The organism is Bradyrhizobium sp. 61 (assembly GCF_023073075.1).
Classification (GTDB): domain Bacteria; phylum Pseudomonadota; class Alphaproteobacteria; order Rhizobiales; family Xanthobacteraceae; genus Bradyrhizobium; species Bradyrhizobium barranii.
In genome coordinates this window covers 887319-913821 of the sequence record NZ_JADPIU010000052.1, presented here as the reverse complement: position 1 = coordinate 913821, position 26503 = coordinate 887319, and the positions used below count along the sequence as shown (strand labels likewise).

The following is a 26503-nucleotide window of genomic DNA, read 5'->3' as shown; positions in this document are numbered from 1 at the left end:
ACCGCGCTTCGCGCGAGCGACCCTCCCCCTCCAGGGGAGGGTAAGGAAGAGTGAGCCGCGTCGAATGCCCTCCAAACCTGCCATCAGCTATTCCCACGTCAGCAAGAACTTCGGCTCACTCAAGGCCGTCGACGATGTGTCGCTCGATATCGCCGAGGGCGAATTTCTGGCCATTGTCGGCGGCTCCGGCTCCGGCAAGACCACGCTGCTGCGGCTCGCCAACCGGCTGATCGAGGCCGATGGCGGCACCATCACGGTCGAGGGCGAGGATGTACAGACCGTCGATCCGGTCGCGCTGCGGCGCCGGATCGGCTACGTCTTCCAGAGCGGCGGGCTGTTTCCGCATCTGAGCGTCGCCGACAATATCGGGATCACGCCAAGGCTGCTGGGCGCACCGGCAGCGGACATCACCGCGCGGGTCGACGAGCTGCTCGAGCTCGTGCAACTCGACCGTCACGCGCATCGCGATCGCCTGCCCGAGGCGCTCTCCGGCGGCCAGCGCCAGCGCGTCGGGGTGGCGCGGGCGCTCGCGGCACGGCCCCGCATCGTGCTGATGGACGAGCCGTTCGGCGCGCTCGATCCCCTCACCCGCGATGCGCTCGGCGACGACTATCGTTCACTGCACCGCAGCCTCGGCCTGACCACGGTCATGATCACGCATGACATGACCGAAGCGATCCTGCTCGCCGACCGCATCGCGGTGATGCGCAGCGGACAGCTGCTGGCGCAAGGCACGCCCGCGGAACTCTCGACGAGCGGCGACGGCTATGTGCTGGAGCTGCTGCGCACGCCGCGGCGCCAGGTCGAGCGGCTGAACGCGCTGCTGCCACAAAGCGGTGCGGCATGAGCCTGTTCGCCGATCCGCGCTGGGGCGAGGCGCTGTCGCATCTGCCCGACTATCTCGGCAACCATGTTCGGGTCAGCCTCGCCGCGCTCGCGCTCGGCCTCGCCGTCAGCCTGCCGCTGGCGATCCTGACACGCAACCGCCCGGCGCCGCGCGCCGTCCTGCTTGCGCTCGCAAGCATCGTGCAGACGGTGCCCGGCCTGGCGCTGCTCGCGCTGTTCTATCCACTGCTGCTGCTGGCTGCCTCGGTCACGCTGGCCTGGTTCGGCGTCTCCTTCTCCGCTTTCGGCTTCCTGCCGGCGATGCTGGCGCTTGCGCTCTATTCGATGCTGCCGGTGCTGCGCAACGGCATCACGGGCCTCAACGGCATCGATCCCGCGCTGATCGAAGCCGCCAAAGGCGTCGGCATGACCGCGCGGCAGTCGCTCATCATGGTCGAGCTGCCGCTGGCGCTGCCGGTGATGATGGCCGGCATCCGCACCGCGGCGGTGTGGGTGATCGGCACCGCGACCCTGTCAACGCCGATCGGGCAGACCAGCCTCGGCAATTATATTTTTGCCGGGCTTCAGACCCAGAACTGGGTGTTCGTGCTGTTCGGCTGCTTTGCCTCGGCGCTGCTCGCGCTCGCCGTCGATCAGTTGCTCGGCCTGATCGAGAGCGGCTTGCGCCACCGCAGCCGCCTGCCTGCCGCGCTCGGCGGCATCGGGATCGCGGCGCTGGTCCTCGCAACGCTGGTGCCGACGATGGGACGCTCGTCGCAGAGCTATGTCGTCGGCGCCAAGACATTCGCCGAGCAATATGTGCTGTCCGCCCTGCTCAGGGACCGCCTCCAGGCCGCCGGCCTCTCCGCGACCGCGCGGTCGGGTCTCGGCTCCAGCGTGATCTTCGAGGCGCTCAAGGCCGGCGACATCGATCTCTATGTCGATTATTCCGGCACGCTGTGGGCCAACCAGCTGCACCGCACGGACATCAAGCCGCGCGCGGAGTTGTTGGCGGAGCTCAAGACGGCGCTCGCGAAGGACAACATCACCCTGCTCGGCGAGCTCGGCTTCGAGAACGCCTATGCGCTGGTGATGCCGAAGAAGCGCGCCGAAGCGCTCGGCATCCGCACCATCGCCGATCTCGCCGCGCATGCACCGACCCTGTCCATCGCCGGCGACTACGAGTTCTTCTCGCGCCCGGAATGGGCGGCGCTGCAAAAATCCTATGGCCTCTCGTTCCGCGCCCAGCGCCAGATGCAGCCGGATTTCATGTATGCGGCCGTCGCCAGCGGCGAGGTCGACGTGATCGCCGGCTACACCAGCGACGGGCTGATCGCGAAATACGATCTGGTCGTGCTGGACGATCCCAGGCACGCGATCCCGCCCTACGACGCGATCCTGCTGCTGGCGCCGAAGCGGGGCGGCGATGAGCGACTACAGGCCGCGCTCGGGCCGCTGCTCGGCAAGATCGACATCGCCACAATGCGCGAGGCCAATTTGCGCGCCAGCGGCAACGACGCGAATTCGTCGCCGGATGTTGTGGCAAGATGGCTGTGGGAGAAGGTGGGCAAGCGGTAGGCCCGGATTTCGTAGGGTGGGCAAAGGCGCGTAAGCGCCGTGCCCACCGTCTCTCAACACGAGCAACGGGATGGTGGGCACGCTTCGCTTTGCCCACCCTACGATCTGGGTCTGCGTAGCGATCAGCGCTACAGCCCCCGGATGATCCCGGCATTGATCAGCAGCCGGTTGAGCCGCCGCGCCTCGGCGCCGTCCTTGCAGCCGTAGAAGATGCCTTTGCAGCGGAGCATGATCTGCTTCTGCTCGGCAAAGGAGGGATCGAGCGGAATGCCGGCGGCTTCCTGAATCACCAGCGGGAGATAGGGGCCGTCGACCGTGTCCATCACGGCCTCGCTCTTCACCGGCTCGAAATTGATGGCGTCGATCGCGTAATAGGTCGCATAGAGACGCGGGTCGTAAGCGTCGAGCTTCTTGCCGAGCGCGCCCTCGTCGAGCCCGGGCTCGAGGAGGTTCGGCGCAAACTCGGGCTGATGATCGCCGTAGCGCACGATCAGGAAGGGCTCGCCGGGAAAATTCTTCTTCAGCCCCGCCACAAACGCTCTGTACTGCTCGGCGCTCATCGCCTGCCGGCGCAGATATTCGTCGATGGACGCTACATTGTTGCCCGGCGCGCGCCAGTTCGGCAGCAGATCGGGGCGGAAGCGCGTCTCCCAGGGGAAATGATTGGCGCCGAGATAGATGAAAGTGAACAGCGGCTTGTTCGGCGGCTGCTGGCCCATCAGCTGGAGCGCCTTGTCGTAGAAAAAGGAGTCCGGCTCGACGTCCTTGGCGCCGAGATCCTTCGAGTCGAGGAAGCGTTCGACGCCGGTCGTCATCTGGAAGCTGCGCGCGCCCATGAAGCCGCCATAGGCGGGATAGAGCGATAGCGTGTCATAGCCGCAGCGGCGCAGCGCCAGCGGCAGGCCGCGCTCGACGCGGTTCGAGGCGATGCGCGTCACGAAATAGGCGAAGCGGCCGAACGAGCGCGAGGAGAGGCCAGCGAGCACGTTGTATTCGGTGAACCAGCTCGGCCCGCCATTGCTCTCGGCCAGGAACGTGCGCTGCTTGCCGTCAAAGGATTTGAAATGATCGCCATAGCGCGGCGGCACCTTGATGCCCTGGGCGGCGCGGATGTCGAAGCTCGATTCATCATGGACCATGATGATGTTCGGCCGGCGACCCGCGGGGTGGCAGGCATCCACCAGCGGCATGTTGAGCCGCTCGTTGGTCGAGGCGGCCGACTCCATGAAGCCGTATTGCGCGAAGTCGGAAACCGCGCTGACGCCGGAGCGGAAGAATTTCGAGAGATAGCCGTCGTCGTAATAGCCGCGCCAGGCTTCATCAGGATGATAGAGCGAATAACCGACCAGCACAGAAAGGCAGGCAAGCATAGAGGCGAGCGCCGGCAGGCGGCGGATGCGAAACGGATCGAGCCACCACAGCGCATACATCAGCGGCAGCGTGACGAGGCCGGTCCCGATCACCGACCAGCGCAGGTTCGGGAAGATCGTGAACAGGAACGCCACGGTGTCGCGGTCGATCATCATCAGGTCGATGAAGTTGACTGTCATCTGCACGACGTCGTGCTTGAGCCGCGACAGCAGCACCAGCACGACGACCATGGTCAGCGACAGCGCGCCCGACAATGCCGGCCGCCGCAAGAGCGTGATCCAGAAGAAATTGAGGATGCCCCAGGCGAGCACGAACGAAAGCCGCGAACCGAAATCGGTCTCGGTCTCGTACATGAGCGCGAGGGCGGCAAGATGCGGCGCGGCAACCGCAAGCAGGCGCCAGATGCCGAGCGCGGCAACGCTCGCCAGCACGGCGGTGGTGGCAGAAGGACCTGGATTCGGCGCGGACGCCATTACGGCACGCAACAGCTGGTCCGGCGCAATGATACCTAGCCGTCTGGCCGGCCTAACGACGGCAAGGGCATCCGGCGCAGCCGGAAGCCTGCACCGTGTCATAAAACTGTAACGGAACAGTCAATGACAGGCAACGCGCGCGGCGGTCCGACCTTCGCTTAATGGTGGTGGCGGGCGGAAGTGCCGCACAGCGAGGGGCGGAGCCGCTGGCCAAGCTAGGGCTTCGCGATCCCCGCGATAAAGAGGTCGATCACGCCTTCGGCCATCCGCTCGGTCTCGCCCTCCTCGACCCCCCAGCGCGGAAAGTGGCCGTCGAGATTCATCCGGGCAAAGCCGTAGACCAGGGCGCGGCCGGCGATCTGGATTCGCTTGAGGTCGGCCGACCGCAACAGGCCCTGCTCCGCCGCGTTAGCCAGCATCCGTTCGGTCAGAGCGATCAGCTCGGCATTGTCGCGGGTCAGCTCCGCGGAGCTGCCATGGGCGAAGTAGCGCCCCGTGGAGATGATCTCGAAATGTGCGGGGTAGCGCATCGCCCAGCGCAGGTAGGCGAGCCCGAAGGCGCGGAAGCGGCCGAGCGGGTCGGTGGCCGGCGCCTGGTCCAGCGCCACCTCGATCTCGGCACGAAAGCGCCGCTGCGCCTCCCCGGCCACCGCCGCCATCAGCGCGTCGCGGTTGGGGAAGTGCCGGAACGGCGCCCCCGGCGAAACCGCGGCCCGGCGTGCGGCCTCGCGCACCGAGACTTCGGCACCCTCCGCCGCCAGTTGCAACGCAGCATCGATCAGCACGCGGCGGAGGTCACCGTGATGATAGGGCCGGGCTTCTGGCGTTTGGCGGCGGGCGCGCGGCTTTGACGGCTGTCGGGCGGGCATGGCGCTTCCTAGCATCACCCGAACGTGAATGTAAGCACCGATTACACCGCTGACGATTTCGCCAGCCTGAAATGTAATCGATGCTTACATTAGGGAGGAGACCGCCATGTCACAACGCCAAAACTGGTTCGAGGGCTGGCGGCTGCTCGCCGTGCTCACCCTGAGCCTGATCGCGCTCAGCCTGTGGATCGCGTCGATGCGGCAGTTCGAGGTCGAGGGCGTATGGATGGTGATCATGGCCGCCCACCCCCGCCGACGGACGGCCGAAGCGAGCTGAACGTCGATCAGCCCTGCGGCGGGAACCCGAGGCGCTTGGCGATGATGCGATCGACCGTCCGTTTCGGCAACAATGCGCCGATCAGATGGCGCAACGGATCCGGCGTGATCTGGTAGCGCACCTTAGGGCTCGCGGCGGTCAGCGCCTCGAACACGATTTCGGCGATCCGCTCGGCCGGCAGACCCTTCGCACCGAGGTCCATCATAAACGCCATGACCTTGTTCAGCGCCGGCAGATAGGGCGAGTTCTGATAGACGGAGAGATCGATCTCTTCGGCCTTGCTCCAGATCGGCGTCTTCACTGCGCCCGGGGCGACGATGATGACGTCGATCCCGAACAGCATCAGCTCACGCCGCAGGCTCTCCGACAGGCCTTCTATGGCGTGCTTGGAGGTGCAGTAAGGCGCCGACAGCGGATTGCCGTTCTTGCCGGCGACCGAACTGATCATCACGATCCGCCCCTTCGGCCCCTTCAGCGATGGGTCCGCGCCGAGCAGCGGCCCAAAGGCTTGCGTCGCGATGACCGGGCCGATGACGTTGATGTCCATCTGGCGGCGGAAATCGTCGACCGACAATTCCAGGACCGGCCCCGCGACCGCAATGCCGGCATTGTTGACGAGCCCCGCCAGCGTGTCGCCAGCCAGCGCCTCGCGAACCTGGCGCGCAGCGGCGAGCACGGCGGCCTCGTCGGTAACGTCGAACAGGAGCGGCGTGAAGTTCGCGCCGAACTCACCCCTGAGCCGGTCGGCGTCGGCCTGCTTGCGGACGCTGCCGAAGACGCGGTAGCCGCGCCCGATCAGAAATTTCGCAATGGCCCAGCCGATGCCGGTGGACGCGCCGGTGACGACGACAGATCGCATAGACCCCTCCCCCTCAAGTTCCCGCGATCATGGAGAGAAGGATGTGTCAGCGCAATGCCACCCAACGCTCAAAGGGACGTCGCGGGTGTCGATTCTTAAGATGAAGCGGCGCGCGAACTTCGCGACATGAGATTGATTGCGCCCTGAGGATGCAGGTGAAGATCCGAATCCTCGATCTTGAAGACGCTGGGCTTTTGGCGATCGCGAGCTTCTGGAGAAGTTATGAAAACGACGCGAGACCAAGAATGTGGTTTAAGCGTCAGTTCTTCGCGCTCAGAGGGCATGTCAGCTCGCGAAGAATTTGAATGAAGCGGCAATGCTTCGCGCGAGATGAAAGGAGCGAGACCGCCGTTCGCGATCTCGCTCCGATGTAGTCGAGAAGGTTTAAAATTTGGTTTGGCAAGCGAAGCTTGTGTTTCGCTCGTCATTCCGGGGCGCGACGAAGTCGCGACCCCGGAATGACGGCGCACCCGTCAGTTCTTGCTCTTGTCGACCAGCGCGCCCTTCTTGATCCAGGGCATCATGTCGCGCAGTTTCGCGCCGACTTCCTCGATCGGGTGCGCGGCGAGCTTGGCGCGGGTCGCCTTGAACGAGGTCTGGTTGACCTTGTTCTCGAGCATCCAGTCGCGGGCGAACTTGCCGCCCTGGATGTCGGCGAGAATGCGCTTCATCTCGGCCTTGGTCTCCGCCGTGACGATGCGCGGACCGGTGACGTACTCGCCGTACTCCGCGGTGTTGGAGATCGAGTAGTTCATGTTGGCGATGCCGCCTTCATAGATCAGGTCGACGATCAGCTTCACTTCGTGCAGGCACTCGAAATAGGCCATCTCCGGGGCGTAACCGGCTTCGACCAGGGTCTCGTAGCCGGCCTTGATCAGCTCGACCAGGCCGCCGCAGAGCACGACCTGCTCGCCGAACAGGTCGGTCTCGCACTCTTCCTTGAAGGTGGTCTCGATGATGCCGGCACGACCGCCGCCGACGGCAGAGGCGTAGGAGAGGCCGAGGTCATGGGCGTTGCCCGAGACGTCCTTGGCGATTGCGATCAGGCAGGGCACGCCGCCGCCGCGCTGATATTCCGAACGCACCGTGTGGCCGGGGCCCTTCGGCGCGATCATGAGCACGTCGAGGTCGGCGCGCGGGTCGAGCAGGTTGAAGTGGACGTTGAGGCCGTGCGCGAACACGAGGGCGGCGCCCTTCTTCATGTTGTCGTGCAGGTGCTCACGATAGATGTCGCCCTGGAGCTCGTCCGGGGTCAGCATCATGACGAGGTCGGCCCATTTGGCGGCGTCGGCGACTTCCATCACCTTGAAGCCGGCGGCTTCCGCCTTCTTGACCGAGCCCGAGTCCTTGCGCAGCGCAATGGCGACTTCCTTGACGCCGGAGTCCTTGAGGTTGAGCGCATGGGCGTGGCCCTGGCTGCCATAGCCGACGATGGCGACCTTCTTGCCCTTGATCAGGTTCAGGTCGGCGTCGCGATCGTAATAAACACGCATAGTCGTTTCCTCGTTCAGGGCCAGAATCGGCCAAAGGTCAGTGTCCGAAGGGTGAAATTTGCGGATTTCGGGGGCTGTCTAGAGCATTTTCAGCCCCTAGGGAAACCCGTTTCTGCATGGAAATCCGCGACATCATGCATCCATGAAAACGGGGTAGAGGGAGGCGAGCAGCAGGAGCGCCATCACGATATTGAAGGCGCGGACCAGCCGCTCCGAGGTCAGTACCGGTCGTAGTGCAGTGCCGAACAAGGCCCAGACCACCGTCGAGACTGTGCCGACGAGCAGGCTGATCAGGGTCTGGATCGCGATGTTCAGGGGGAATTGGGCGATGGCGGCATAGGCGGTGATGGTGCCGATCACGATCACCCAGCCCTTGGCGTTGATCCACTGGAACATCGCCGCGCCCCAGAAGGTCATCGGGCCACGGCCGTCCTTCTCGCCCCGCTTGGCCGGCCCCGAGAAGGCGATCACCGCGGCGAGGTAAATCAAGTAGGCGGCGCCGGCATATTTCAGGATGGTCTGGAGGATCGGATAGGCCAGAAACACCGTGCCGAGCCCGAGGCCGACGGCGCCGACCATGAAGGCGAAGCCGATCGTGATGCCGGCGATATGCGGGATGGTGCGGCGGAAGCCGTAAGTCAGTCCCGACGACAGCAGCATGATGTTGTTCGGCCCCGGCGTGAAGAACATCACGAGGGCGAAGATGATGAAGGCATAGAGCAGCGACTGGGACATGCTCACCTCACGCGATCTTCGGCAGCGGCTGCGGGCGTCTCGCCAGCACCATCACCGCGATGCCGCCGATGACCGTCAGCATCCCGGCCAGCCGCAACGGGCCGAACTTCTCGCCAAACACGAGGCTGGAAGCAGCCGAGCCGACGAACGGCACCAGCAGCGCGAACGGCACTACTTGCGCTGCGGGATAGTCACGCAGCAGCCGACCCCACAGCCAATAGGCGATGCTGGTCGAGATGGCGCCGATCGCCAGCAGGCAGACGAGGCCAGTCGGCGACATATGGATCAGCGACTGGAAGGTCGGCACCGGCCCGTTGACGACCAGCGCCAGCCCGAACAGCGGCACGGCGGCGGTGAGGCAGAGCCAGGCGAACAGGTCGAACATCGGCGCGCCACGGGCGCCGCGCAGCAGGAGATTGCCGACGGCAAAACAAATCGGGGCGATCATCAGCACCGCGAAGGCACCAACGCTGAAATCGTAACCGACGGTACCGCAGATCAAGAGCAGTCCGACTGCGGCGAGGACGATGCCAAGGGTCTGCACCGGCGTCGGCCGCTCGCCAAATGCGATCGCGGCAAAGCCGATGGTGAACAACGCCTGGCTCTGCACGACGACGCTGGTCAACCCCACCGGAACACCGTGGGCGATGCCATAGGCCTGGCTCAGGAACTGGCCGAGGAACAGCGTGAAGCTGATCGCGATCAGCAGCGACCAGGCGATCTTCGGCTTGGGAATGAACAGGCACGGCACCGCGGCAATGGTGAAGCGCATCGCCGTCATCAACTCCGGCGAAAATTCGTCGAGCGCGATCCGGCTCGCCACGAAGGCAAGCCCCCAGATGACCGCCACCAGAATGGCGATGAGGATATCGGCCGGCTTCATTGTTGTTCTCGGTTCTGCTTTGTCGTGCAGCCCTGTTTGTTGTTCTGTTCTAGCCTTGCTCGCCGGCTTTCGGTTTCCGCAGCAGATAAGTGCCGTGCATGGGCGCGTGGTAGTCGACCGAGACCAGCGTGAAGCCGACATCGATCAGCATCCGCTCCATCACCCAGCCGAAGGTGGAATATTCGTCGCGCATGTGCGTGACGACGCTTTCGCGCGAAAAATCGTGGTTCTTGATATGGAAGTCGGCCCATTGCTCGACGTCGCGCTCGATGGCGTCGGGCATCGAGGCGTAGACGATGTCGCGCAGATAGAAGCTCGCGCCCGGCTTCAGTGCACGGTAGATCCGCGACATCGCCACCGCCTTCCAGAAATCCGGCAGATGGTGCAGCGTGAACTCGCTGACGATCAGATCGTAGGATTCCGGGCGGTAGGCGAAGCTGAGCAAGCCGGCCGACTGCGTGCGCACGGGGGCCTTGCGGTCGCGGGCGTAGATCTCGGCGAGCGCCAGCATCGCCGGCGAGATGTCGATGGCGTCCACCTCGGCACCCAACAACGCCGCTTCGGTGGCGAGCACGCCGTTGCCGCAGCCGATATCCGCGATGCGCCAGCCTCGCTGCACCCCAAGCATTTTCAGCGCGGCGCGCGCCCGCAGATCGGCATCGTCATGGGCGTCGTAGATCGAGGCCACTGCGGGCTCGATCCCCATCCGGTTGCGCTCGTTATAGTACCAGTCGCGCGCCAGCATGGCTCACATCCCCTCAGGCCCGCGGCCAATCGCGGCAACGCCGGTGCGCGACACCTCGACAAGGCCGAGCGGGCGCATCAGGTCGATAAACTGGTTGATCTTGTCCGTATTGCCTGTGATCTCGAACACAAAGCTCTCGGTGGTGGCGTCGATCACGCGGGCACGGAACGCATCCGCCAACCGCAGCGCCTCGACGCGATGCTCGCCCTGCCCGCGCACCTTCACCATCGCAAGCTCGCGCTCGATCGAGCGCTTGGTCAGGGTCATGTCGACGACGCGATAGACCGGGATCATGCGGTCGAGCTGGTGCTTGATCTGCTCGATCACCATCGGCGTGCCCGTGGTGACGATGGTGATGCGCGACAGATGCTTCTGGCTCTCGGTCTCCGAGACGGTGAGACTCTCGATGTTGTAGCCGCGCCCGGAGAACAGCCCGATGACGCGCGCGAGCACGCCCGGCTCGTTCTGCACGAGCACCGAGAGCGTATGCGTCTCGTTGGGATCGTGGCGGTCCTCGATGAAATAGGCGGATGCCGGCTGGTTCATGGTCGTCCCCTCTTGTCTCTCCGTCACGCCATCGCTGGCGCCTCTGCCCCGACCCAACTGCGGAACAGATCGAAATCGATATTGCCGCCGGACAGCACGAGACCGACGCGCTTGCCTGACAGCTTGTTCTTTTCCTGAAGCGCCGCGGCGAGCGCGGCGGCGCCCGCGCCTTCGGCGAGATTGTGCGTGTCGGTCCAGTAGGCGCGGATCGCGGCGGCGACCTCGTCGTCGGAAACCTGCACGATGCGCGCGGCACCCTTGCGGATCAGCGCGAACGCGTCTGCATCGGGAATGCGCGTTGCCATGCCGTCGGCCAGCGTGTTGCTGGTCTTCGTCGTCACGACCTTGCCGGCCGCGAACGACAGCGCGTAGGACGGCGCTTCGGTCGACTGCACGCCGACGATCTCGGTCTTCAGGCCGAGCAGGTCACGCGCCATGATGCAGCCGGAGATGCCAGAGCCCTGCCCGATCGGCACATAGAGAACATCGAGATCCGGCGCCGTCCGGAACAGTTCGAGCGCATAGGTGGCGACGCCGAGCACGAGATCCGGATGGAACGACGGCACCATGTGCAGGCCGGTAAATTGGGCGCGCCGCTGCGCCTCTTCGGCGGCCGCCTGAAAGTCCTCGCCATGCTCGACGAGCTCGGCGCCAAACGCCTTCATCGCGCGGTTCTTCTCGACCGAGTTGCCGCGCGGCACGTAAATCACTGCCGGCACGCCGTGACGGCTCGCGGCAAAGGCCAGGCTCTGGCCGTGATTGCCGCGCGTCGCCGAGATGATGCCCGGAATGTTCGGCCGCTCGCGCTTCAGCCGTTCGAGATAGACGAGACCGCCGCGCACCTTGAAGGCGCCGATCGGCGTATGGTTCTCGTGCTTGACGATGACCTGCGTCCCGAGGCGCTCGGCGAGCAGCGGCCAGCCGCGTGCCGGCGTCGCCGGCACCGCCTGCCCCACGATCGCATGTGCGCGCTCGAGCTCCGTCAGGTCGAACATGACGTCACACCAGCGCCTTGCCGCCGGCGAACGCCTTTGCGGTGGCTTCGTCGTTCGCCTGCTCGGGCAACAGCATCTCGTTATGCGCCTTGCCGGAGGGGATCATCGGGAAGCAGTTTTCGAGCGCCGCGACGCGGCAGTCGAACAGCACCGGACGCTTGACCGAGATCATCTCCTGGATGGCGCCGTCGAGATCAGAGGGCTTGTGCACCTGGATGCCGACGCCGCCATAGGCTTCGGCGAGCTTGACGAAATCCGGCAACGCCTCCGAATAGGAATGCGACAGCCGGTTGCCGTGCAGCAGCTGCTGCCACTGCCGCACCATGCCCATGTACTGGTTGTTCAGGATGAAGATCTTGATCGGCAGTTCGTACTGCACCGCCGTCGACATCTCCTGCATCGTCATCTGCACCGAGGCATCGCCCGCGATGTCGATGACGAGGCTGTCGGGATGGGCAACCTGCACGCCGACCGCGGCCGGCAGGCCGTAGCCCATGGTGCCGAGACCGCCCGACGTCATCCAGCGATGCGGCTCCTCGAAACCGAAGAATTGCGCCGCCCACATCTGGTGCTGGCCGACTTCCGTCGTGATGTAAGTGTCCTTGCCGCGTGTCGCCTCGAACAGGCTCTGGATCGCGTGTTGCGGCAGGATCACGTCGTTGCTCTTTTTGTAATAGAGCGAGTTGCGGGCGCGCCACTGCGCGATCTGCTGCCACCAGGCCTTGATGTCGGGCTTCTTCGCTTCCGCCTTGAACACCTGGAGGATGTCGCCGAGGATGTTGCCGCAGTCGCCGATGATCGGCACGTCGACACGGATGTTCTTGTTGATCGAGGACGGATCGATGTCGATGTGGATCTTCTTCGAGCCCGGCGAGAACGCATCGACGCGGCCGGTGATGCGGTCGTCGAAGCGCGCGCCGACGCACAGCATGACGTCGCAATCATGCATGGTCATGTTGGCTTCATAGGTGCCGTGCATGCCGAGCATGCCGAGCCAGTTCTTGCCCGACGCCGGATAGGCACCCAGACCCATCAGCGTTGAGGTGATCGGGAAGCCGGTGACCTCGACCAGCTCGCGCAACAGCTTGGTCGCCTCGGGGCCGGAATTGATGACGCCGCCACCGCTGTAGATCACAGGGCGCTTCGCATTGGCGAGCAGCGACACGGCCTTGCGTATCTGCGTCGCGTCGCCCTTCACGCGCGGCGCGTAGGAGCGGTGCACGTCCGACTTGCGCGGCGGGTGATAGGTGCCGGTCGCGAACTGCACGTCCTTGGGCACGTCGACGAGCACCGGGCCGGGACGGCCGGAGGTCGCGACATAGAAGGCCTCGTGCAGCACCTTGGCGAGATCGTTGACGTCGCGCACCAGCCAATTGTGCTTGGTGCAGGGCCGCGTGATGCCGACCGTGTCGCACTCCTGGAACGCGTCGTTGCCGATCAGATGCGTCGGCACCTGGCCGGAGATGCAGACCAGCGGGATCGAGTCCATCAGCGCGTCGGTCAGTGGCGTCACCATGTTGGTGGCGCCGGGACCGGAGGTCACCAATGCAACGCCCGGCTTGCCGGTCGAGCGCGCATAGCCCTCGGCGGCGTGGCCCGCGCCCTGCTCGTGGCGGACCAGGATGTGCTGGACCTCGCTCTGCTGGAAGATCTCGTCATAGATCGGAAGCACGGCGCCACCGGGATAGCCGAAAATGTCGGTCACGCCATGATCGATGAGCGCGCGAACGATCATCGCGGCGCCGGTCATCTGGTTCGGATCGTGGCTCTTGTCGCTCATTGTCTTGCTCCGGATGCGCTGTTGTCAGCGGCTTCGTTCGTGTCGGGTTCGGGAAATAAAAAAGGCCCCGAAGAGGGCCCATGCACACCGCCTGTCTTGTGGATGGCAGCTAGCCACCCCCGGCGGTGTGCCTGGGTACGACGGCGATAAGGAGTTTGGTAATAATGTTACGCATGGCAGGTGCCCGGCTTCCCAAAGGTTGCGCGAAACATAACGGTCAAAGCCCGGATGTCAAGGCAATGCGACCGTTCCCGCGCGATTTTGGCAATGTAGCGGTGTTCCCAGGGTTCGGCGAGAGGTAAATTCGGGAACCCGGGTACAAAAGCGCGTCAGCCGGGGTCTCGGGCCGCATTCACGATGGCGGCAAGCCACCCCCTCGCCTCCTCCGGCTTCACCCATTCGAACTCGGGCAGTTGGTGCCGGAACCAGGTGAATTGCCGCTTGGCGTAGTGGCGGGTGTCGGCACGACCGATCGTGGCCGCCTCGTCCAGGCCGATCTCACCGCGCAGATGCCGGATCAGGGCCGGCACGCCATGGGCTTTCATCGCCGGCAGCAGCGGATCGAGATGTCTGGCGGCGAGCCACTCCACCTCCCTCAACGCGCCGGCACCGAGCATGGCATCGAAACGGGCATCGATGCGGGCATAGAGCTCGTCGCGCTCGGGGGCGAGAAACACCGCGCGAAAACTGTCCTTGGGCAGCAGCGGCGGCTGGCCTTCATGGTGCCAGTCGAGCAGCGAACGGCCCGTCGCTTCGACCACTTCGAGCGCGCGCGCGATCCGGGTGCGGTCGCGCAGGTTCAATCGTTCGGCGGCGCGCGGATCACGGCGTGCAAGTTCCTCATGCAGCGCCTCGACGCCGTTCCGCTCCAGCCGCGCGCGCACGTCCTCACGTGTTTCGGCGGGAATGGGCGGCACCACGGAGAGGCCCGCCGTCAGCGCCTTGAAATAAAGGCCCGTGCCGCCGATGAAGATCGGCAGGCGGCCTTCGGCTTTCGCCTCTTCCAGCGCCTTCGTCGCGTCGACCACCCATGCGCCGGCCGAGAAATTCACGGCCGCATCGACGTGGCCGTAGAGACGGTGCGGCGCGCGTCCTTCCTCGCCATGCGTGGGGCGCGCGGTGATGATGCGGAGGTCACGATAGACCTGCATGGAATCGGCATTGATGACGATTCCGCCCGTACTCAGGGCAAGCTCGAGCGCCAGCGCCGACTTGCCGCTGGCGGTCGGGCCTGCGATAAGCACGGCCTTGCCAACATGTCTTCTGCTGACTTGTCCCTCGCTCACGAAAACCTCAAATGTCCCTCGTCGCCACGCTGATCTGCAATCCCGACAATCCCGCGCTCGACAGCACCATCGTCGACGGCGCCCGCGCCGTGCTGCCCCAGGCGCAACCTGCGCACTGGCTGTTCGACGGGGTTGCGGTCGACATTCCCTTCGGCGCGCAGGATAACCTCCAAGGCGACCGTCACGCCATCGAACAGCGGTTGCGCGAGCTTCGCGGCGACCTTCCCATCGACATCGTGGTGCAGCCAGTCGGCTTCCGGCGCAAGAAGCTTTTTCTCGCCGACATGGATTCCACCATGATCGGCCAGGAATGCATCGACGAGCTCGCTGATCTCGTCGGAATGAAGGCCCACGTGGCCGCCATCACGGAACGCGCGATGCGCGGCGAGATCGAGTTCGAGCCGGCGCTGCGCGAGCGCGTCGCGCTGCTGAAGGACCTTCCCGCCAGCGTGGTCAACGAGGTGCTGGCCAAGCGCATCACGCTGACGCCGGGCGGCCGCGAACTGGTCGCGACCATGCGCGCCCATGGCGCCTATACCTGTCTCGTCTCCGGCGGCTTCACGCTGTTCACGCGCGCGGTCGCCGCCAAGATCGGCTTCCAGGAGAACCGCGCCAACGAGCTCGTTGTCCGCGACGGCAAGTTCACCGGCGAGGTCAAGGAGCCGATTTTGGGCCGCGCGGCAAAGCTTGCGACGCTGGTGGATCTGATGGAGTCGTTCGATCTCGACGACATCGACTCCGTCGTGGTCGGCGACGGCGCCAACGATCTCGCGATGATCCAGGCGGCGGGACTGGGCGTGGCGTATCACGCCAAGCCAGCGGTCGCGGCTGCGGCCGCCGCGCGGATCGACCATGGCGATCTCACCGCGCTGCTCTACGCGCAGGGGTATCGGCGGGACGAGTTCGTGGAGGCTTAGCCTCTCCCGTCGTCAGCACTTGCGGCACGCCCAGCGGCCGTAGGGTGGGCAAAGGCGCACTTGCGCCGTGCCCACCACTCTTGCCGCAATGGTGGAAAGATGGTGGGCACGCTTCGCTTTGCCCACCCTACTGGATTGTGCGGCGACTACTGCACGCTCAGCGCCACAAAACGCAGCTCGCCGTCGGCGTTGGAGACGAGCAGCAGCACGGACTTCTTGCCGTCCTTCTTGAGCTGGTCGACCCGCTTCTGGATGTCGGCGCCGCTGGAGACGGCCTCCTGCGCAACCTCGACGATGACGTCGCCGGCGGAGAGGCGCTTCTCGGCAGCGTCCGAATTGGCGTCGACATTGGTGACGACCACGCCCTTGACGCTGTCCTTGATCTTGTAGCGCGTGCGCAAATCCTTGCTGAGCGCGGCAAGATCGAGACCGAGCGCCTTCTGCGTCACCGGCTTCTCGGGCGCCGGCTCGTCGGTCTTCACCGCGGCCTGCACCTTGTCGGGATCCTGGAGACGGCCGAGCGTGACCTTCTTGGTTTCCTCCTGGCCCTTACGGATGATGACGACATCCACTTCCTTGCCGACCGCCGTGTCGGCGACGACGCGGGAGAGATCCTTGGGATCCTTGACGTCCTTGCCGTCGAACTTGACGACGACGTCGCCGGGCTCGATGCCGGCGGGCTTGGCCGGGCCCTTGTCATCGACGCCGGCGACCAGCGCGCCGCGCGCGGGCTTGATGTTGAGGCTCTCGGCGATCTCGTCGGTGACGCTCTGGATGCGCACGCCGAGCCAGCCGCGGCGCAGTTCGCCGAACTGGCGGAGCTGATCGACCACGGCGACAACCGTCTTCGAGGGCACGGCAAAGCCGATGCCGATCGAGCCGCCGGAGGGCGAGATGATCAGCGTGTTGACGCCGATGACGTCGCCATCGAGGTTGAACAGCGGACCGCCGGAATTGCCGCGGTTGATGGAAGCGTCGGTCTGGATATAGCTGTCATACGGCCCCGAGGAAATGTCGCGGTTCTTGGCCGAGACGATACCGGCCGTTACCGTGCCGCCGAGGCTGAACGGATTGCCGATCGCGATCACCCAGTCGCCGAGGCGCAGCTTGTCGGAGTCGCCGAACTTTACTGCCACCAGCGGCTTCGGCGGCTTGATCTTCAGCACGGCGAGGTCGGTCTTCTTGTCGACGCCAACCAGGTCGGCCTTGATCTTGGTGCCGTCGTTGAGGATGACGTTGATCTCGTCGGCGTCCGCGATGACGTGGTTGTTGGTGACGACGACGCCAGCGGTGTCGATGATGAAGCCGGAGCCGAGCGAGTTGGTCTTGCGGGGCGGGTTGTCACCGCGCTCGCCACCCTTGCTGCCGCCGCCGGGGCCGCGGCGGTTCTTGAAGAAGTCGTCGAAGAACTCCTCGAAGGGCGAGCCGGGCGGCAGTTGCGGCATGGTGTTGCTGCCGCCGCCGCCGCCCTTGGCTTCGACGGTCTGCGAGGTCGAGATGTTGACGACCGCGTCGATCACCTTCTCGGCGACGTCGGCGATCCCGTCCGGGCCACGCGCAAGGGCCGGCGTGCCGAACGCGCTGAATGCACTGACGGCGAGCGCGGCCAGCCCTAAGCGCAAGCGGGTCGGGGCAATGGTGGCAGCGGTCATTGGTATCTCCAGAGAAAAGGATCAGGCGCCAAGGATTCGCCTCCAAGACTGCGCTCGAACGGGGGGACGGCGCAAGCGCGGAGCTTAACGGGCCTCAAGACCCGGATAATACGGCGAAAACCAGTCTCTCGCCTTCACTTTGGCGTTGGCGTGACGCCTAAATCGGACGGCGCATAACCCAGATCAAGACCAGGCCGGCCACGGCCGAACCGATCCCAACGGCCCGCAGGATATTGTCCGGCGTGGCGATGGCGCTTTTCATGGCCTTGCGCATCCAGTTCGGACTTGCCGCGAACATCAAGCCTTCCAGCACGAACAGGATGCCTAAGCCGATGAGGAAGTCGGCGAACGCAATGGACCTCATCGGAATGGAACCTCCCGTAGTGCTGTTCTTGTCTGGACGAAGGGCGGCAGAACTGCCGCCCTCTGTCTAGCTCACGGCTTCGCCGGCGTCTCGGTCGCCGTCTTGCCGGACGGGTTACCAAAGAACCGGAAGAAATCCGAGTCCGGCCGTAGCAGGAAGCGGGTGTCGTTCGCGCGCAGCCCGTTCTCATAGGCTGTCATCGACCGGTAGAAGGCGAAGAAGTCGGCGTCCTTGCCGTAGGCTTCCGCGAACAGGCGGTTGCGCTCGGCGTCGCCGACGCCGCGGATCTGCTCGGCCTGCGATTTGGCTTCCGCCTCGATCACGGTCGCCTCGCGGTCGGCCTTGGAGCGGATCTCCTGTGCCTTCTGGCCGCCCTGGGCACGGAACTCGGCGGCTTCGCGCTCGCGCTCGGTCTTCATGCGCTGGTAGACCGCCTGGCTGTTCTGCTCCGGCAGGTCGGCGCGGCGGATCCGGACGTCGACGACCTGGATACCGTAGCCGTCGGCCTCGCGATCGAGCTGGTCGCGGATGCGCTGCATCAGCTTCTCGCGGTCGTCGCGCACCACGTTGATGAAGGTGACCTCGCCGAGCACGCGGCGCAGCGCCGCGTTCAGGAGCGTGGTGAGCTGGATGTTGGCGGCCTGGATCGAGCCGACGCTCTGGTAGAAGCGCAGCGCGTCCTTGATGCGGTAACGCGCGAAGGCGTCGACCACGAGCCGCTTCTGGTCGGACGCGATCGCTTCCTGCGACGGGTTCTCCAGATCGAGGATCCGCTTGTCGATGTTGATCACCGAATTCCACGGCGCCTTGAAGTGCAGGCCGGGCGCGGTGACGACGTCGACGGGACGGCCGAACTGCAGCACGATGGTCTGCTCGGTCTGTTGCACCGTGAACAGCGACATGTAGCCGACGATCACGACGAGCAGGAGGGCGAGCAGCGTGACGATACCTGTGACCGGAGACCTCATCGGTTGCCTCCGCTCGACTGCTGACCGGTGGTAGGCGGCCGCTTGGTTGTCAACTCACTGAGCGGCAGATAGGGCACGACGCCCTGGCCCGAGGGGCCGCCGTCATAGACGAGCTTGTCGGCGCCGCCGAGCACGCGCTCCATCGTCTCCAGATAGATCCGTTCACGCGTCACGTCGGGCGCCTTCTTGTATTCCTCGTAAACCTTCAGGAAGCGCGAGCTCTGGCCCTTGGCCTCGGCGACCGTCTGCTCCCTGTAGCCTTCGGCAGCCTGCGTGATCTGCGCCGCACGTCCGCGTGCCTGCGGCACGACCTGGTTGGCGTAGGTCTGCGCCTCGTTCTGCAACTGCTCGAGATTGGCGCGCGCCGCCTGGACGTCGCGGAACGCGTCGATCACCTGCGCCGGCGGGTCGACCTTCTGCATCTGCACCTGGCTGATGAGAATACCGGCGCCGTAGCTGTCCAGGGTCCTCTGGATCAACTCCTGCACGCCCTGTTCGGTAACGTTGCGCGCCCCGGTCAGGATCGGCTGGATCTGCGAACGGCCGATCACCTCGCGCATCGCGCTCTCGGAGACCGCCTTCACGGTGCCTTCGGGATTCTGGATGTTGAAGAGGAAGTCGCCGACGCCGTCCGGCTTGATGCGCCAGAGCACGGTGAAGTCGACGTCGACGATATTCTCGTCGCCGGTCAGCATCAGGCTCTCTTCCGGCACGTCACGAATGGAGCGGCCGCGCCGCGCCGGATCGTCGATCAGCGTCATGCCTATGGAGATCGTGTTGACGCGCAACGCCTTCGGCAGCAGCACGGTTTCGATCGGATAGGGCAGATGATAGTTCAGACCCGGCTGCACGGTGCGGACATGCTTGCCGAAGCGCAGCACGACGCCGAGCTCTTCGGATTGCACCCGGAAGAAGCCCGACAGCAGCCAGAACGCGATGATGAGCAGGACGATCAGCGTGATGCCGATGCCGGAGAAATAGCCGCCCGGCATGATCTGCTGGAGGCGGTCCTGGCCGCGCCGCAGAAGGTCTTCCAGATCCGGCGGCCTTGGCCCGACCGGTTGCGGGCCGTTGCCCCATGGTCCCTTCGGACCCGAGCCCCATGGGCCACCGCCCTGATTCTTCCACGGCATTCGACGCTCTCCTCGGCAGGGTGAAAATCGCCCCCGCCCGCTTTGTCCGGTCCGGCTTTATAGGGGACAGGCAAGTCCCTTACAACGCGGCCCGGGCTGTCCTTCGAGCTATGCTCGGGCACGAAAAAGTCAATGTAAACATTGACGAATGCGGTTAATTGCCCGCCCGCCGACGATATGTCACATAGGAGTAGTCGGCGCTGTCGTCGGGTCCGGCAGGATGCCGGATGCGCTCAACCTCATCCCACTCTGCCTTGTCGATGTCGAAATGCGTGTCGCCTTCGGGACGCGCATGCACTTCGGTGATTTCGAGGCGATCGGCGCGATCGAGCCATTGCCGATAGATCTCGGCGCCACCGATCACCGCGATCTCGGCGACCGAACGCCGCAGGGCATCGCCAAGCGCAACCGCGCCCGCATCGGCAGCCGATGTCGTGACGATGGCGCCATTGGCGCGATAATCCGCATCGCGCGTGATGACGATGTTGGTACGGCCAGGAAGCGGCCGGCGCAGGGTTTCGAAGGTCTTGCGGCCCATGATCACGGGCTTGCCGATCGTGAGCGCCTTGAAGCGCGCCATATCGGATTTCAATCGCCACGGGAACCCGTTGCCGGCGCCGATGACGCCGTTCTCCGCGATCGCTACGACGAAGACGATCTCCATCAGGACGCGCCCCCTGCAAGCCGTGTCAGCGCAGGGCCGGTAACGCGGCACAGCGTCCAGTCGTCCATCATGACGGCGCCGAGCGATTTGTAGAACGCGATCGACGGCGCGTTCCAGTCGAGCACCGCCCATTGCAGCCGCGACCAGCCGTTGTCGACGCACTCCCTGGCGAGATAGACCAGCAGCGCCTTGCCGAGGCCCTTGCCCCGATGCGACGGCCGCACATAGAGATCTTCGAGATAGATGCCGTGACGGCCGCTGAAAGTGGAGAAATTGACGAACCAGACCGCAAAGCCGACGGGCTCGCCGTTCCACTCGGCAATCGCGCAATAGAGCTGCGGACGCTCGCCGAACAGCGCTTCCGCAATCATCGCCTCGGTCGCCTCGACCTCGTGCGAAAGCTTTTCGTATTCGGCAAGCTCGCGGATGAAGGCAAGAGCGAGCCCGGCTTCACCGGCGCGCACGCGGCGGATGGTCAACGACATCTGCGCTAGACCGCGACTTCCGCCTTGATGTGCGGATGCGGGTCGTAGCCGACAAGCTCGAAATCCTCGTAGCGGAAGGAGAAGATGTCCTTCACATCGGGATTGATCCGCATCACCGGCAGCGTCCGCGGCGCGCGCGTGAGCTGGAGCCGCGCTTGCTCCAGGTGATTGGAATAGAGATGGGTGTCGCCGAGCGAGTGGACGAAGTCGCCGGGCTTCAACCCCGTGACCTGTGCGACCATCATCGTGAGCAACGCATAGGACGCGATGTTGAAGGGCACGCCGAGGAAGACGTCGGCCGAGCGCTGATAGAGCTGGCAGGACAATTTGCCGTTAGCGACATAGAACTGGAACAGCAGGTGGCAGGGCGGCAGCGCCATCTTCTCGACGTCGGCGGGATTCCAGGCGGTGACGATCAGCCGGCGCGAATCCGGGGTGCGCTTGATCAGTTCGATGACATTGGCGATCTGGTCGATGCTGCGCCCGTCGGCCGTGGGCCAGGAACGCCATTGATGGCCGTAGACCGGCCCGAGATTGCCATCGGCGTCCGCCCACTCGTCCCAGATGGTGACGCCGTTGTCGCGCAGATATTTGATGTTGGTGTCGCCCTTCAGGAACCACAACAGCTCATGCACGATCGCCTTCAGCGGCAGCCGCTTGGTGGTCAGCATCGGGAAGCCGGCAGACAGGTTGAAGCGCATCTGATGGCCGAACACCGACAGCGTGCCGGTGCCGGTCCGGTCGGTCTTCTCGGCGCCGTCTGAAAGAATCCGCTCGAGCAGGTCCTGATACTGGTGCATGTGCCATTGAGCCTTTGGGGAGGCGGCGAACTTAACGGCGCGCCCCGCGCTACGACAGCAGCGATTCGCTGTTTAAGCCCATTATACCCCGAAAAGTGACTGTTCCCGGTGCAAACAACAAGGGGCGGAACTTGCGTCCCGCCCCTCGCCTATCGGCTTGAAAGTGCTGGTTAAGTTGCCGGCTTGAGCACCGGGGTCCACTTCGCGATCTCGTTCTTGACGAGGGTCGCCAGCGCCTCCGGCGTCCGGTCCTTGGGACCCGGAATGACGCTGCCGAGCTCGAGCAGGCGCTTCTTCACGGTCTCGTCGTCGAGCGCCTTGATGGCGGCGGCATTCAGGCTCGCGATGATCGCGGGCGAAGTTCCCTTCGGCGCGAACATCGCGTTCCAGGCCTGGGCCTGGAATGCAGGCAGGCCGGCCTCCGCCGTGGTCGGCACGTTCGGCAGCGACGGATTGCGCTCGGCCGTCGCGATCGCATAGGCCTTGATGGTGCCGGCATTGATCTGCGGCACCGCATTGACGATCTGGTCGCACATGTAGTCGACCTGTCCGGCCACCAGCGCATTCATCGCGGGGCCCGTGCCGTTGAAGGGCACGCCGACCGGCTTGATGTCGAGGATCGAGTGCAGGAGCTCGCAGGAGACGTGCGAGACCGAGCCGACGCCGGCATGCGCGGCATTGACCTTCTCGGCGTTCGCTTTCACGTAGGCGACGAACTCCTTGAGGTCTTTCGGCGGAAAGTCCTTGCGCGCCAGGATCAGGATCGGCGTGCCCGCGAGCAGCGCGACCGGCTCAAAATCCTTTTCGGGGTGGTAGGCGAGTTTCGGATAGAGCGGCACGGAGGCGGCATGCGTGCCCATATGCCCGGTAATGAGCGTATAGCCGTCATTGGCCGCGCGCGCAGCGCGCGTGGTCGCGGTGGTGCCGCCGGCGCCGACCACGTTCTCGATGATGATGATCTGTCCGAGCGTCTGCGCCATGTGCCCGGTGACGATGCGCGAAATCACGTCGGTCGGTCCACCGGCCGCGAACGGCACGATCATGGTGATGCTGCGCGTCGGATAGGTCTGCGCCTCCGCCGGTGCGACAAAGCCGCACAACGATGCGAACGCCGCAGCACATGCGCCCGCAAGCGCGCGAATGGAAGTCATCTCGATCCCCTCGGACGTAAAACAAAAATGCCGGCCACAGGGCCGGCATTTTCATTTCACGAAGCGGTCACACAAGTCGATTCGACTTCCGAATGCGGCGTGCGGACGCAGGGCGCCGCGACGACGCAGGCGCGGTCAGTTCTCGGATTCGGTGAACACCTCGTCGCGCTTGGCGCGCAGCACGGGCAGGACCGTGAGGATCAGCAGAAACGCCGCGATCGCCAGCAGCACCGCCGACAACGGACGCGTCAGGAACACGCTCCAGTCGCCGCGCGAGATCAGCAGCGCACGACGCAGGTTCTCTTCCATCAGCGGTCCGAGCACCATGCCGAGCAGCAGCGGCGCCGGCTCGAAATCGTGCTTGATCAGCCAGTAGCCGACCAGACCGAAGACGCCCGCGAGGATGACGTCGACCGGTGCGTTGTTCACCGAGTAGATGCCGATCGCGCAGAAGATCACGATCGAGGGGAACATCAGCCGGTAAGGCACGCGCAGCAGCCGCACCCAGATTCCGACGAGCGGCAGGTTGATGATGATCAGCATCAGATTGCCGATCCACATCGAGGCGATCATGCCCCAGACCAGATCCGGTTGCTTCTGCATGACCTGCGGGCCCGGCACGATGCCGTGGATGGTCATCGCGCCGACCATCAGCGCCATCACCGCGTTCGGCGGGATGCCGAGCGTCAGCAGCGGAATGAACGAGGTCTGCGCCGCGGCGTTGTTGGCGCTTTCCGGCCCCGCCACGCCCTCGATCGCGCCGCGGCCGAACCGCGACGGGTTCTTGGCGAGCTTCTTCTCGAGCGTATAGGCGGCAAACGACGCGATGACCGCGCCGCCGCCCGGCAGAATGCCGAGGATCGAGCCGAGCACCGTGCCGCGCAGGATCGCAGGCGCCGAGTCGGTCAGGTCTTTCCTGGTCGGCATCAGGCCGGTGATCTTCTGCTGCACGAGATCGCGATTCATCTCGGCGCCGGCGTCGAGATTGCGGATGATCTCGGCGAAGCCGAATACACCCATCGCTACCGTCGCGAAGCCGAGGCCGTCGGCGAGCTCCGGAATGTTGAAGGCCATGCGCGAGGCGCCGGTCTCGATGTCCGAGCCGACGATCGAGAGCAGCAGGCCGAACACGATCATCGCGATCGCCTTCAGCACCGAGCCTTTGGCCAGCACCACCGCGAAGATCAGGCCGAGCACCATCAGCGAGAAATACTCGGCCGGACCGAACGCCAGCGCGAGCTTCGTGAGCGGCGCGCCGAGGACGGCGATCAAAACGGTCGCAACGCAGCCGGCGAAGAACGAGCCGATCGCGGCGATCGCCAGCGCCGGGCCGGCGCGGCCCTGCTTGGCCATCTGGTGGCCGTCGATGGCGGTGACGACCGAGGTCGCCTCACCGGGTATGTTGACCAGGATCGACGTGGTCGAGCCGCCGTACTGGGCGCCATAATAGATGCCGGCGAGCATGATCAGCGCGCCGACCGGCGGCAGGCCGAAAGTGATCGGCAGCAGCATCGCGACCGTTGCGATGGTGCCGATGCCCGGCAACACGCCGACCAGCGTGCCCACGAGGGCGCCGATCAGGCACATCAGCAGGTTGATCGGAGAGAACGCGACGGCAAAACCGTGAGCGAGGTTGGCAAAGAGCTCCATTACACCCTCACTGAACCAGGAAACGCGGGAACATCGGCATCGGCAACCCGAGCACGTACGGGAACAGGATTGCGCAGCCGAGCGTCAGGCAGGCGCCGACGATGGCGGCCTCCAGCCAGCGCGTCTCATGCGAGCCCAGCGCTGCAATCATGAAGCTCACGAAGGCCGTGACCACGAGGCCGAGCGGCCGGATCGCCAGCGCGAAAAACAGGATCGCGACCATCACGAACAGAGGCCCGCGCCAGGAATAATGGGCCATCGCCGGCCCATCGGTCAAAAGGCCGGTCAAGGCGATGCCGGCCGACAAGGCCACCAGCAATCCACCAAACATCCGCGGTGCCGTGCCGGCGCCGAAGGAGAAGCCGCGCATGCCCTGCAGATCGCTCGACGCCCACAGCGCGAACAGGGCGAGCGCCATCAGGATGACGCCGCCGACATAGTCCTGCGCCGACCGGATCGTCATGAACAGCGTGAGGATCGCCACCGCAAACAGCGGATAGGAGTAGATCAGCGCCAGCAGCACATCAGATGACGCCTTCTTGGCGCCGCCACCGAACGATCCGAATATTGCACTGGGCGCGCCGGCGAGCAGCGCCGTCGCATGGCCGGTTACGACCTGCAGTGGGCCGCGCCCGGCACCCCAGCCGAAGATCGTCCCGATCGACCAGATGAATTCGAAAATCTGCGGCGCAATCGCCAGCAGGCAGAAGCCGATCGCCACCGAGGTGTTTCGGGTGGCAGTCGCCGAGTGGCCCATCGTGTCGGCCATGCTTGTCTCCTCCGCGACTCCTAAGTCACGAGCACTGTTGTTCTAATCGGCTGGAAAAGGATCCCCCGCCCGGATCACTGCCTAGCGATTTTCATTACACAATGCCAGCAAAACCAATCAGGCCTCCGGCGAGCAGAAGCCAGAGTGGATTGATGCGCGAGACGGACGCGAGCACTGCAACCGCCGCGGTCAGAAGCAGCGCAGCAAAGGTGCGATCGGTCGACTGGGCCAGGATCAGGGCGCTGGCTGCCATCAATCCAATCGATAGCGGAACCAGTGCAGTCTGAATCAAGGCGGGCCAGCGCGATTGGCTGGGCCGGCTCAGCAGACGGCTGACATAATAGGCAAGCAGCGCCGTCGGCAGGCACATCGCCAGCGTTGCCGCCAGCGCGCCGGGGATGCCGGCGACGGCATAGCCGATTAACGTGACGATAAGTACGTTCGGACCTGGCGAGAGCTGTGCGATCGCATAGGCGTCGGCGAACTGCTTCTCGGTCATCCAGTGATGCACGTCGACCGCGATGCGGTGCATCTCCGGTACCGCCGCCGCAGCGCCGCCGACTGCGAACAGCGACATTAGACCAAAGGTGGAGATCAGCGCCCAGATCGGGTTTTCGCTGTTCATGCTGCTACCTTCCGCCGCACCCAATATGTGACGCCGATACTGACGGGGATCGCGACCAGCAGCACCGCCTGGAGCGGCAGGCGAAGCACGCCGATCGCAACGAACACGCCGAGCATGAGAATGAGCACGACGACGTCCATCCGCTTGAGCAATGGCATCATCATGCGGAAGACCACCGCGATCAGCAGCCCGACCGCCGCGCAGGAGATGCCCGCGAGGATCCGGCGCAGCACTTCTACGTCGCCGAACCGGGCGTAGATGATCGCAAGCACGGTCATGATCACCGTCGGCGGCAGCAACAGCCCGGTAAAGGCGGCAACGCCGCCGGCGATGCCGCGCAGCCGCGACCCGAACACCATCGACAGGTTGACGATGTTGGGCCCGGGCAGGAAATGGCAGAGCGCAAAGGTCTCGTTGAACTCGTCCGCCGTCATCCAGCGGTGCTGATCGACGATGGCGTGGCGGGCAAACACCAGCACCCCGCCGAAGCCGGCCAGCGACATCTGGGCGAAGGCCAGGAACAGCGCGACGAGGCCGGGCGGAGGAGCGTGGGCGGCTGGATGGTCCGGCTCTTGGGCGGCCGGTGCTGAATCCGTGGACATGTCAGGAG

General features: G+C 64.9%; 27 protein-coding genes. 4 read left to right on the top strand and 23 right to left on the bottom strand.

Annotated features, from left to right (window positions below; all coding sequences use genetic code 11):
* The first annotated feature begins 64 nt into the window (after nt 1-64).
* Both IVB46_RS19270 and IVB46_RS19265 read left to right on the top strand, forming a co-directional pair.
* Nucleotides 65-847, top strand: coding sequence for an ABC transporter ATP-binding protein (locus IVB46_RS19270; protein WP_247303912.1), 783 nt, complete (start codon nt 65-67; stop codon nt 845-847).
* Nucleotides 844-2403, top strand: coding sequence for a glycine betaine ABC transporter substrate-binding protein (locus tag IVB46_RS19265; RefSeq protein WP_247343206.1), 1560 nt, complete (start codon nt 844-846; stop codon nt 2401-2403). The genes IVB46_RS19270 and IVB46_RS19265 overlap by 4 nt, the downstream gene beginning before the upstream one ends.
* A gap of 128 nt (nt 2404-2531) precedes the next feature.
* On the opposite strand, the gene IVB46_RS19260 is transcribed toward IVB46_RS19265, so the two are convergent.
* Both IVB46_RS19260 and IVB46_RS19255 read right to left on the bottom strand, forming a co-directional pair.
* Nucleotides 2532-4247 carry a sulfatase-like hydrolase/transferase gene (locus tag IVB46_RS19260; RefSeq protein WP_247304772.1) on the bottom strand — a complete coding sequence of 572 codons (1716 nt, stop codon included), beginning with the start codon at nt 4245-4247 and terminating at the stop codon, nt 2532-2534.
* A 215-nt stretch (nt 4248-4462) separates the two neighbouring features.
* The gene (locus IVB46_RS19255) at nt 4463-5116 is read right to left on the bottom strand and encodes a TetR/AcrR family transcriptional regulator (RefSeq protein ID WP_247343203.1); all 654 of its coding nucleotides are present in this window, start codon (nt 5114-5116) and stop codon (nt 4463-4465) included.
* Nucleotides 5117-5222: 106 nt separating this feature from the next.
* Here IVB46_RS19255 and IVB46_RS19250 point away from each other — a divergent pair, with 106 nt between their 5' ends.
* Nucleotides 5223-5393 carry a hypothetical protein gene (locus IVB46_RS19250; RefSeq protein ID WP_247303917.1) on the top strand — a complete coding sequence of 57 codons (171 nt, stop codon included), beginning with the start codon at nt 5223-5225 and terminating at the stop codon, nt 5391-5393.
* Nucleotides 5394-5400: 7 nt separating this feature from the next.
* On the opposite strand, the gene IVB46_RS19245 is transcribed toward IVB46_RS19250, so the two are convergent.
* From IVB46_RS19245 to miaA, 9 genes are all read right to left on the bottom strand, one after another.
* Nucleotides 5401-6252 (bottom strand): SDR family oxidoreductase, encoded by an 852-nt coding sequence (locus tag IVB46_RS19245; protein WP_247303925.1) that lies wholly within the window; start codon nt 6250-6252, stop codon nt 5401-5403.
* A 473-nt stretch (nt 6253-6725) separates the two neighbouring features.
* Nucleotides 6726-7745: a ketol-acid reductoisomerase gene (gene ilvC, locus IVB46_RS19240; RefSeq protein ID WP_247303928.1), complete on the bottom strand. Its 1020-nt coding sequence runs from the start codon at nt 7743-7745 to the stop codon at nt 6726-6728.
* Between the two features lie 132 nt (nt 7746-7877).
* The gene (locus IVB46_RS19235; RefSeq protein WP_247303931.1) at nt 7878-8480 is read right to left on the bottom strand and encodes a LysE family translocator; all 603 of its coding nucleotides are present in this window, start codon (nt 8478-8480) and stop codon (nt 7878-7880) included.
* 7 nt (nt 8481-8487) lie between these two features.
* Nucleotides 8488-9363, bottom strand: coding sequence for an EamA family transporter (locus IVB46_RS19230; protein ID WP_247303933.1), 876 nt, complete (start codon nt 9361-9363; stop codon nt 8488-8490).
* 49 nt (nt 9364-9412) lie between these two features.
* On the bottom strand, nt 9413-10108 hold the full coding sequence (locus IVB46_RS19225; RefSeq protein WP_247303935.1) for a class I SAM-dependent methyltransferase: 696 nt from the start codon (nt 10106-10108) through the stop codon (nt 9413-9415).
* A 3-nt stretch (nt 10109-10111) separates the two neighbouring features.
* A complete protein-coding gene (gene ilvN, locus IVB46_RS19220) occupies nt 10112-10654 on the bottom strand; it encodes an acetolactate synthase small subunit (protein ID WP_014493064.1) in 543 nt (180 codons plus the stop codon).
* 23 nt (nt 10655-10677) lie between these two features.
* Entirely contained in the window at nt 10678-11649 is a 972-nt protein-coding gene (locus IVB46_RS19215; protein ID WP_071910522.1) for a threonine dehydratase, read from the bottom strand.
* 4 nt (nt 11650-11653) lie between these two features.
* Nucleotides 11654-13429: an acetolactate synthase 3 large subunit gene (locus IVB46_RS19210; protein WP_063981624.1), complete on the bottom strand. Its 1776-nt coding sequence runs from the start codon at nt 13427-13429 to the stop codon at nt 11654-11656.
* A 329-nt stretch (nt 13430-13758) separates the two neighbouring features.
* Nucleotides 13759-14715, bottom strand: a complete 957-nt coding sequence (gene miaA / locus IVB46_RS19205) for a tRNA (adenosine(37)-N6)-dimethylallyltransferase MiaA (RefSeq protein ID WP_247303937.1) — start codon at nt 14713-14715, stop codon at nt 13759-13761.
* 11 nt (nt 14716-14726) lie between these two features.
* Here miaA and serB point away from each other — a divergent pair, with 11 nt between their 5' ends.
* Nucleotides 14727-15632 carry a phosphoserine phosphatase SerB gene (gene serB / locus IVB46_RS19200; RefSeq protein WP_247303938.1) on the top strand — a complete coding sequence of 302 codons (906 nt, stop codon included), beginning with the start codon at nt 14727-14729 and terminating at the stop codon, nt 15630-15632.
* A 146-nt stretch (nt 15633-15778) separates the two neighbouring features.
* On the opposite strand, the gene IVB46_RS19195 is transcribed toward serB, so the two are convergent.
* From IVB46_RS19195 to IVB46_RS19140, 12 genes are all read right to left on the bottom strand, one after another.
* Nucleotides 15779-17284 (bottom strand): Do family serine endopeptidase, encoded by a 1506-nt coding sequence (locus IVB46_RS19195; protein WP_071910517.1) that lies wholly within the window; start codon nt 17282-17284, stop codon nt 15779-15781.
* Nucleotides 17285-17441: 157 nt separating this feature from the next.
* On the bottom strand, nt 17442-17648 hold the full coding sequence (locus IVB46_RS19190) for a DUF2065 domain-containing protein (RefSeq protein ID WP_025038031.1): 207 nt from the start codon (nt 17646-17648) through the stop codon (nt 17442-17444).
* A 71-nt stretch (nt 17649-17719) separates the two neighbouring features.
* Nucleotides 17720-18616: a protease modulator HflC gene (locus IVB46_RS19185; RefSeq protein WP_063981620.1), complete on the bottom strand. Its 897-nt coding sequence runs from the start codon at nt 18614-18616 to the stop codon at nt 17720-17722.
* Entirely contained in the window at nt 18613-19749 is a 1137-nt protein-coding gene (gene hflK, locus IVB46_RS19180; protein ID WP_063981619.1) for an FtsH protease activity modulator HflK, read from the bottom strand. The genes IVB46_RS19185 and hflK overlap by 4 nt, the downstream gene beginning before the upstream one ends.
* A gap of 154 nt (nt 19750-19903) precedes the next feature.
* On the bottom strand, nt 19904-20413 hold the full coding sequence (locus tag IVB46_RS19175) for a dihydrofolate reductase (RefSeq protein ID WP_081369153.1): 510 nt from the start codon (nt 20411-20413) through the stop codon (nt 19904-19906).
* Nucleotides 20413-20898, bottom strand: coding sequence for a GNAT family N-acetyltransferase (locus IVB46_RS19170; RefSeq protein WP_247303942.1), 486 nt, complete (start codon nt 20896-20898; stop codon nt 20413-20415). The genes IVB46_RS19175 and IVB46_RS19170 overlap by 1 nt, the downstream gene beginning before the upstream one ends.
* A gap of 5 nt (nt 20899-20903) precedes the next feature.
* A complete protein-coding gene (locus IVB46_RS19165; RefSeq protein ID WP_247303944.1) occupies nt 20904-21698 on the bottom strand; it encodes a thymidylate synthase in 795 nt (264 codons plus the stop codon).
* Between the two features lie 170 nt (nt 21699-21868).
* Nucleotides 21869-22849, bottom strand: coding sequence for a tripartite tricarboxylate transporter substrate binding protein BugD (locus IVB46_RS19160; protein WP_247303945.1), 981 nt, complete (start codon nt 22847-22849; stop codon nt 21869-21871).
* A gap of 135 nt (nt 22850-22984) precedes the next feature.
* Entirely contained in the window at nt 22985-24499 is a 1515-nt protein-coding gene (locus IVB46_RS19155; protein WP_028147708.1) for a tripartite tricarboxylate transporter permease, read from the bottom strand.
* A gap of 7 nt (nt 24500-24506) precedes the next feature.
* The gene (locus IVB46_RS19150) at nt 24507-25268 is read right to left on the bottom strand and encodes a tripartite tricarboxylate transporter TctB family protein (RefSeq protein ID WP_071910507.1); all 762 of its coding nucleotides are present in this window, start codon (nt 25266-25268) and stop codon (nt 24507-24509) included.
* A 94-nt stretch (nt 25269-25362) separates the two neighbouring features.
* Nucleotides 25363-25893 (bottom strand): chromate transporter, encoded by a 531-nt coding sequence (locus IVB46_RS19145; protein WP_063981614.1) that lies wholly within the window; start codon nt 25891-25893, stop codon nt 25363-25365.
* Nucleotides 25890-26495, bottom strand: coding sequence for a chromate transporter (locus IVB46_RS19140; RefSeq protein WP_247303947.1), 606 nt, complete (start codon nt 26493-26495; stop codon nt 25890-25892). Before IVB46_RS19140 ends, IVB46_RS19145 begins: the two co-directional genes overlap by 4 nt.
* Between the last annotated feature and the right edge of the window lie 8 nt (nt 26496-26503).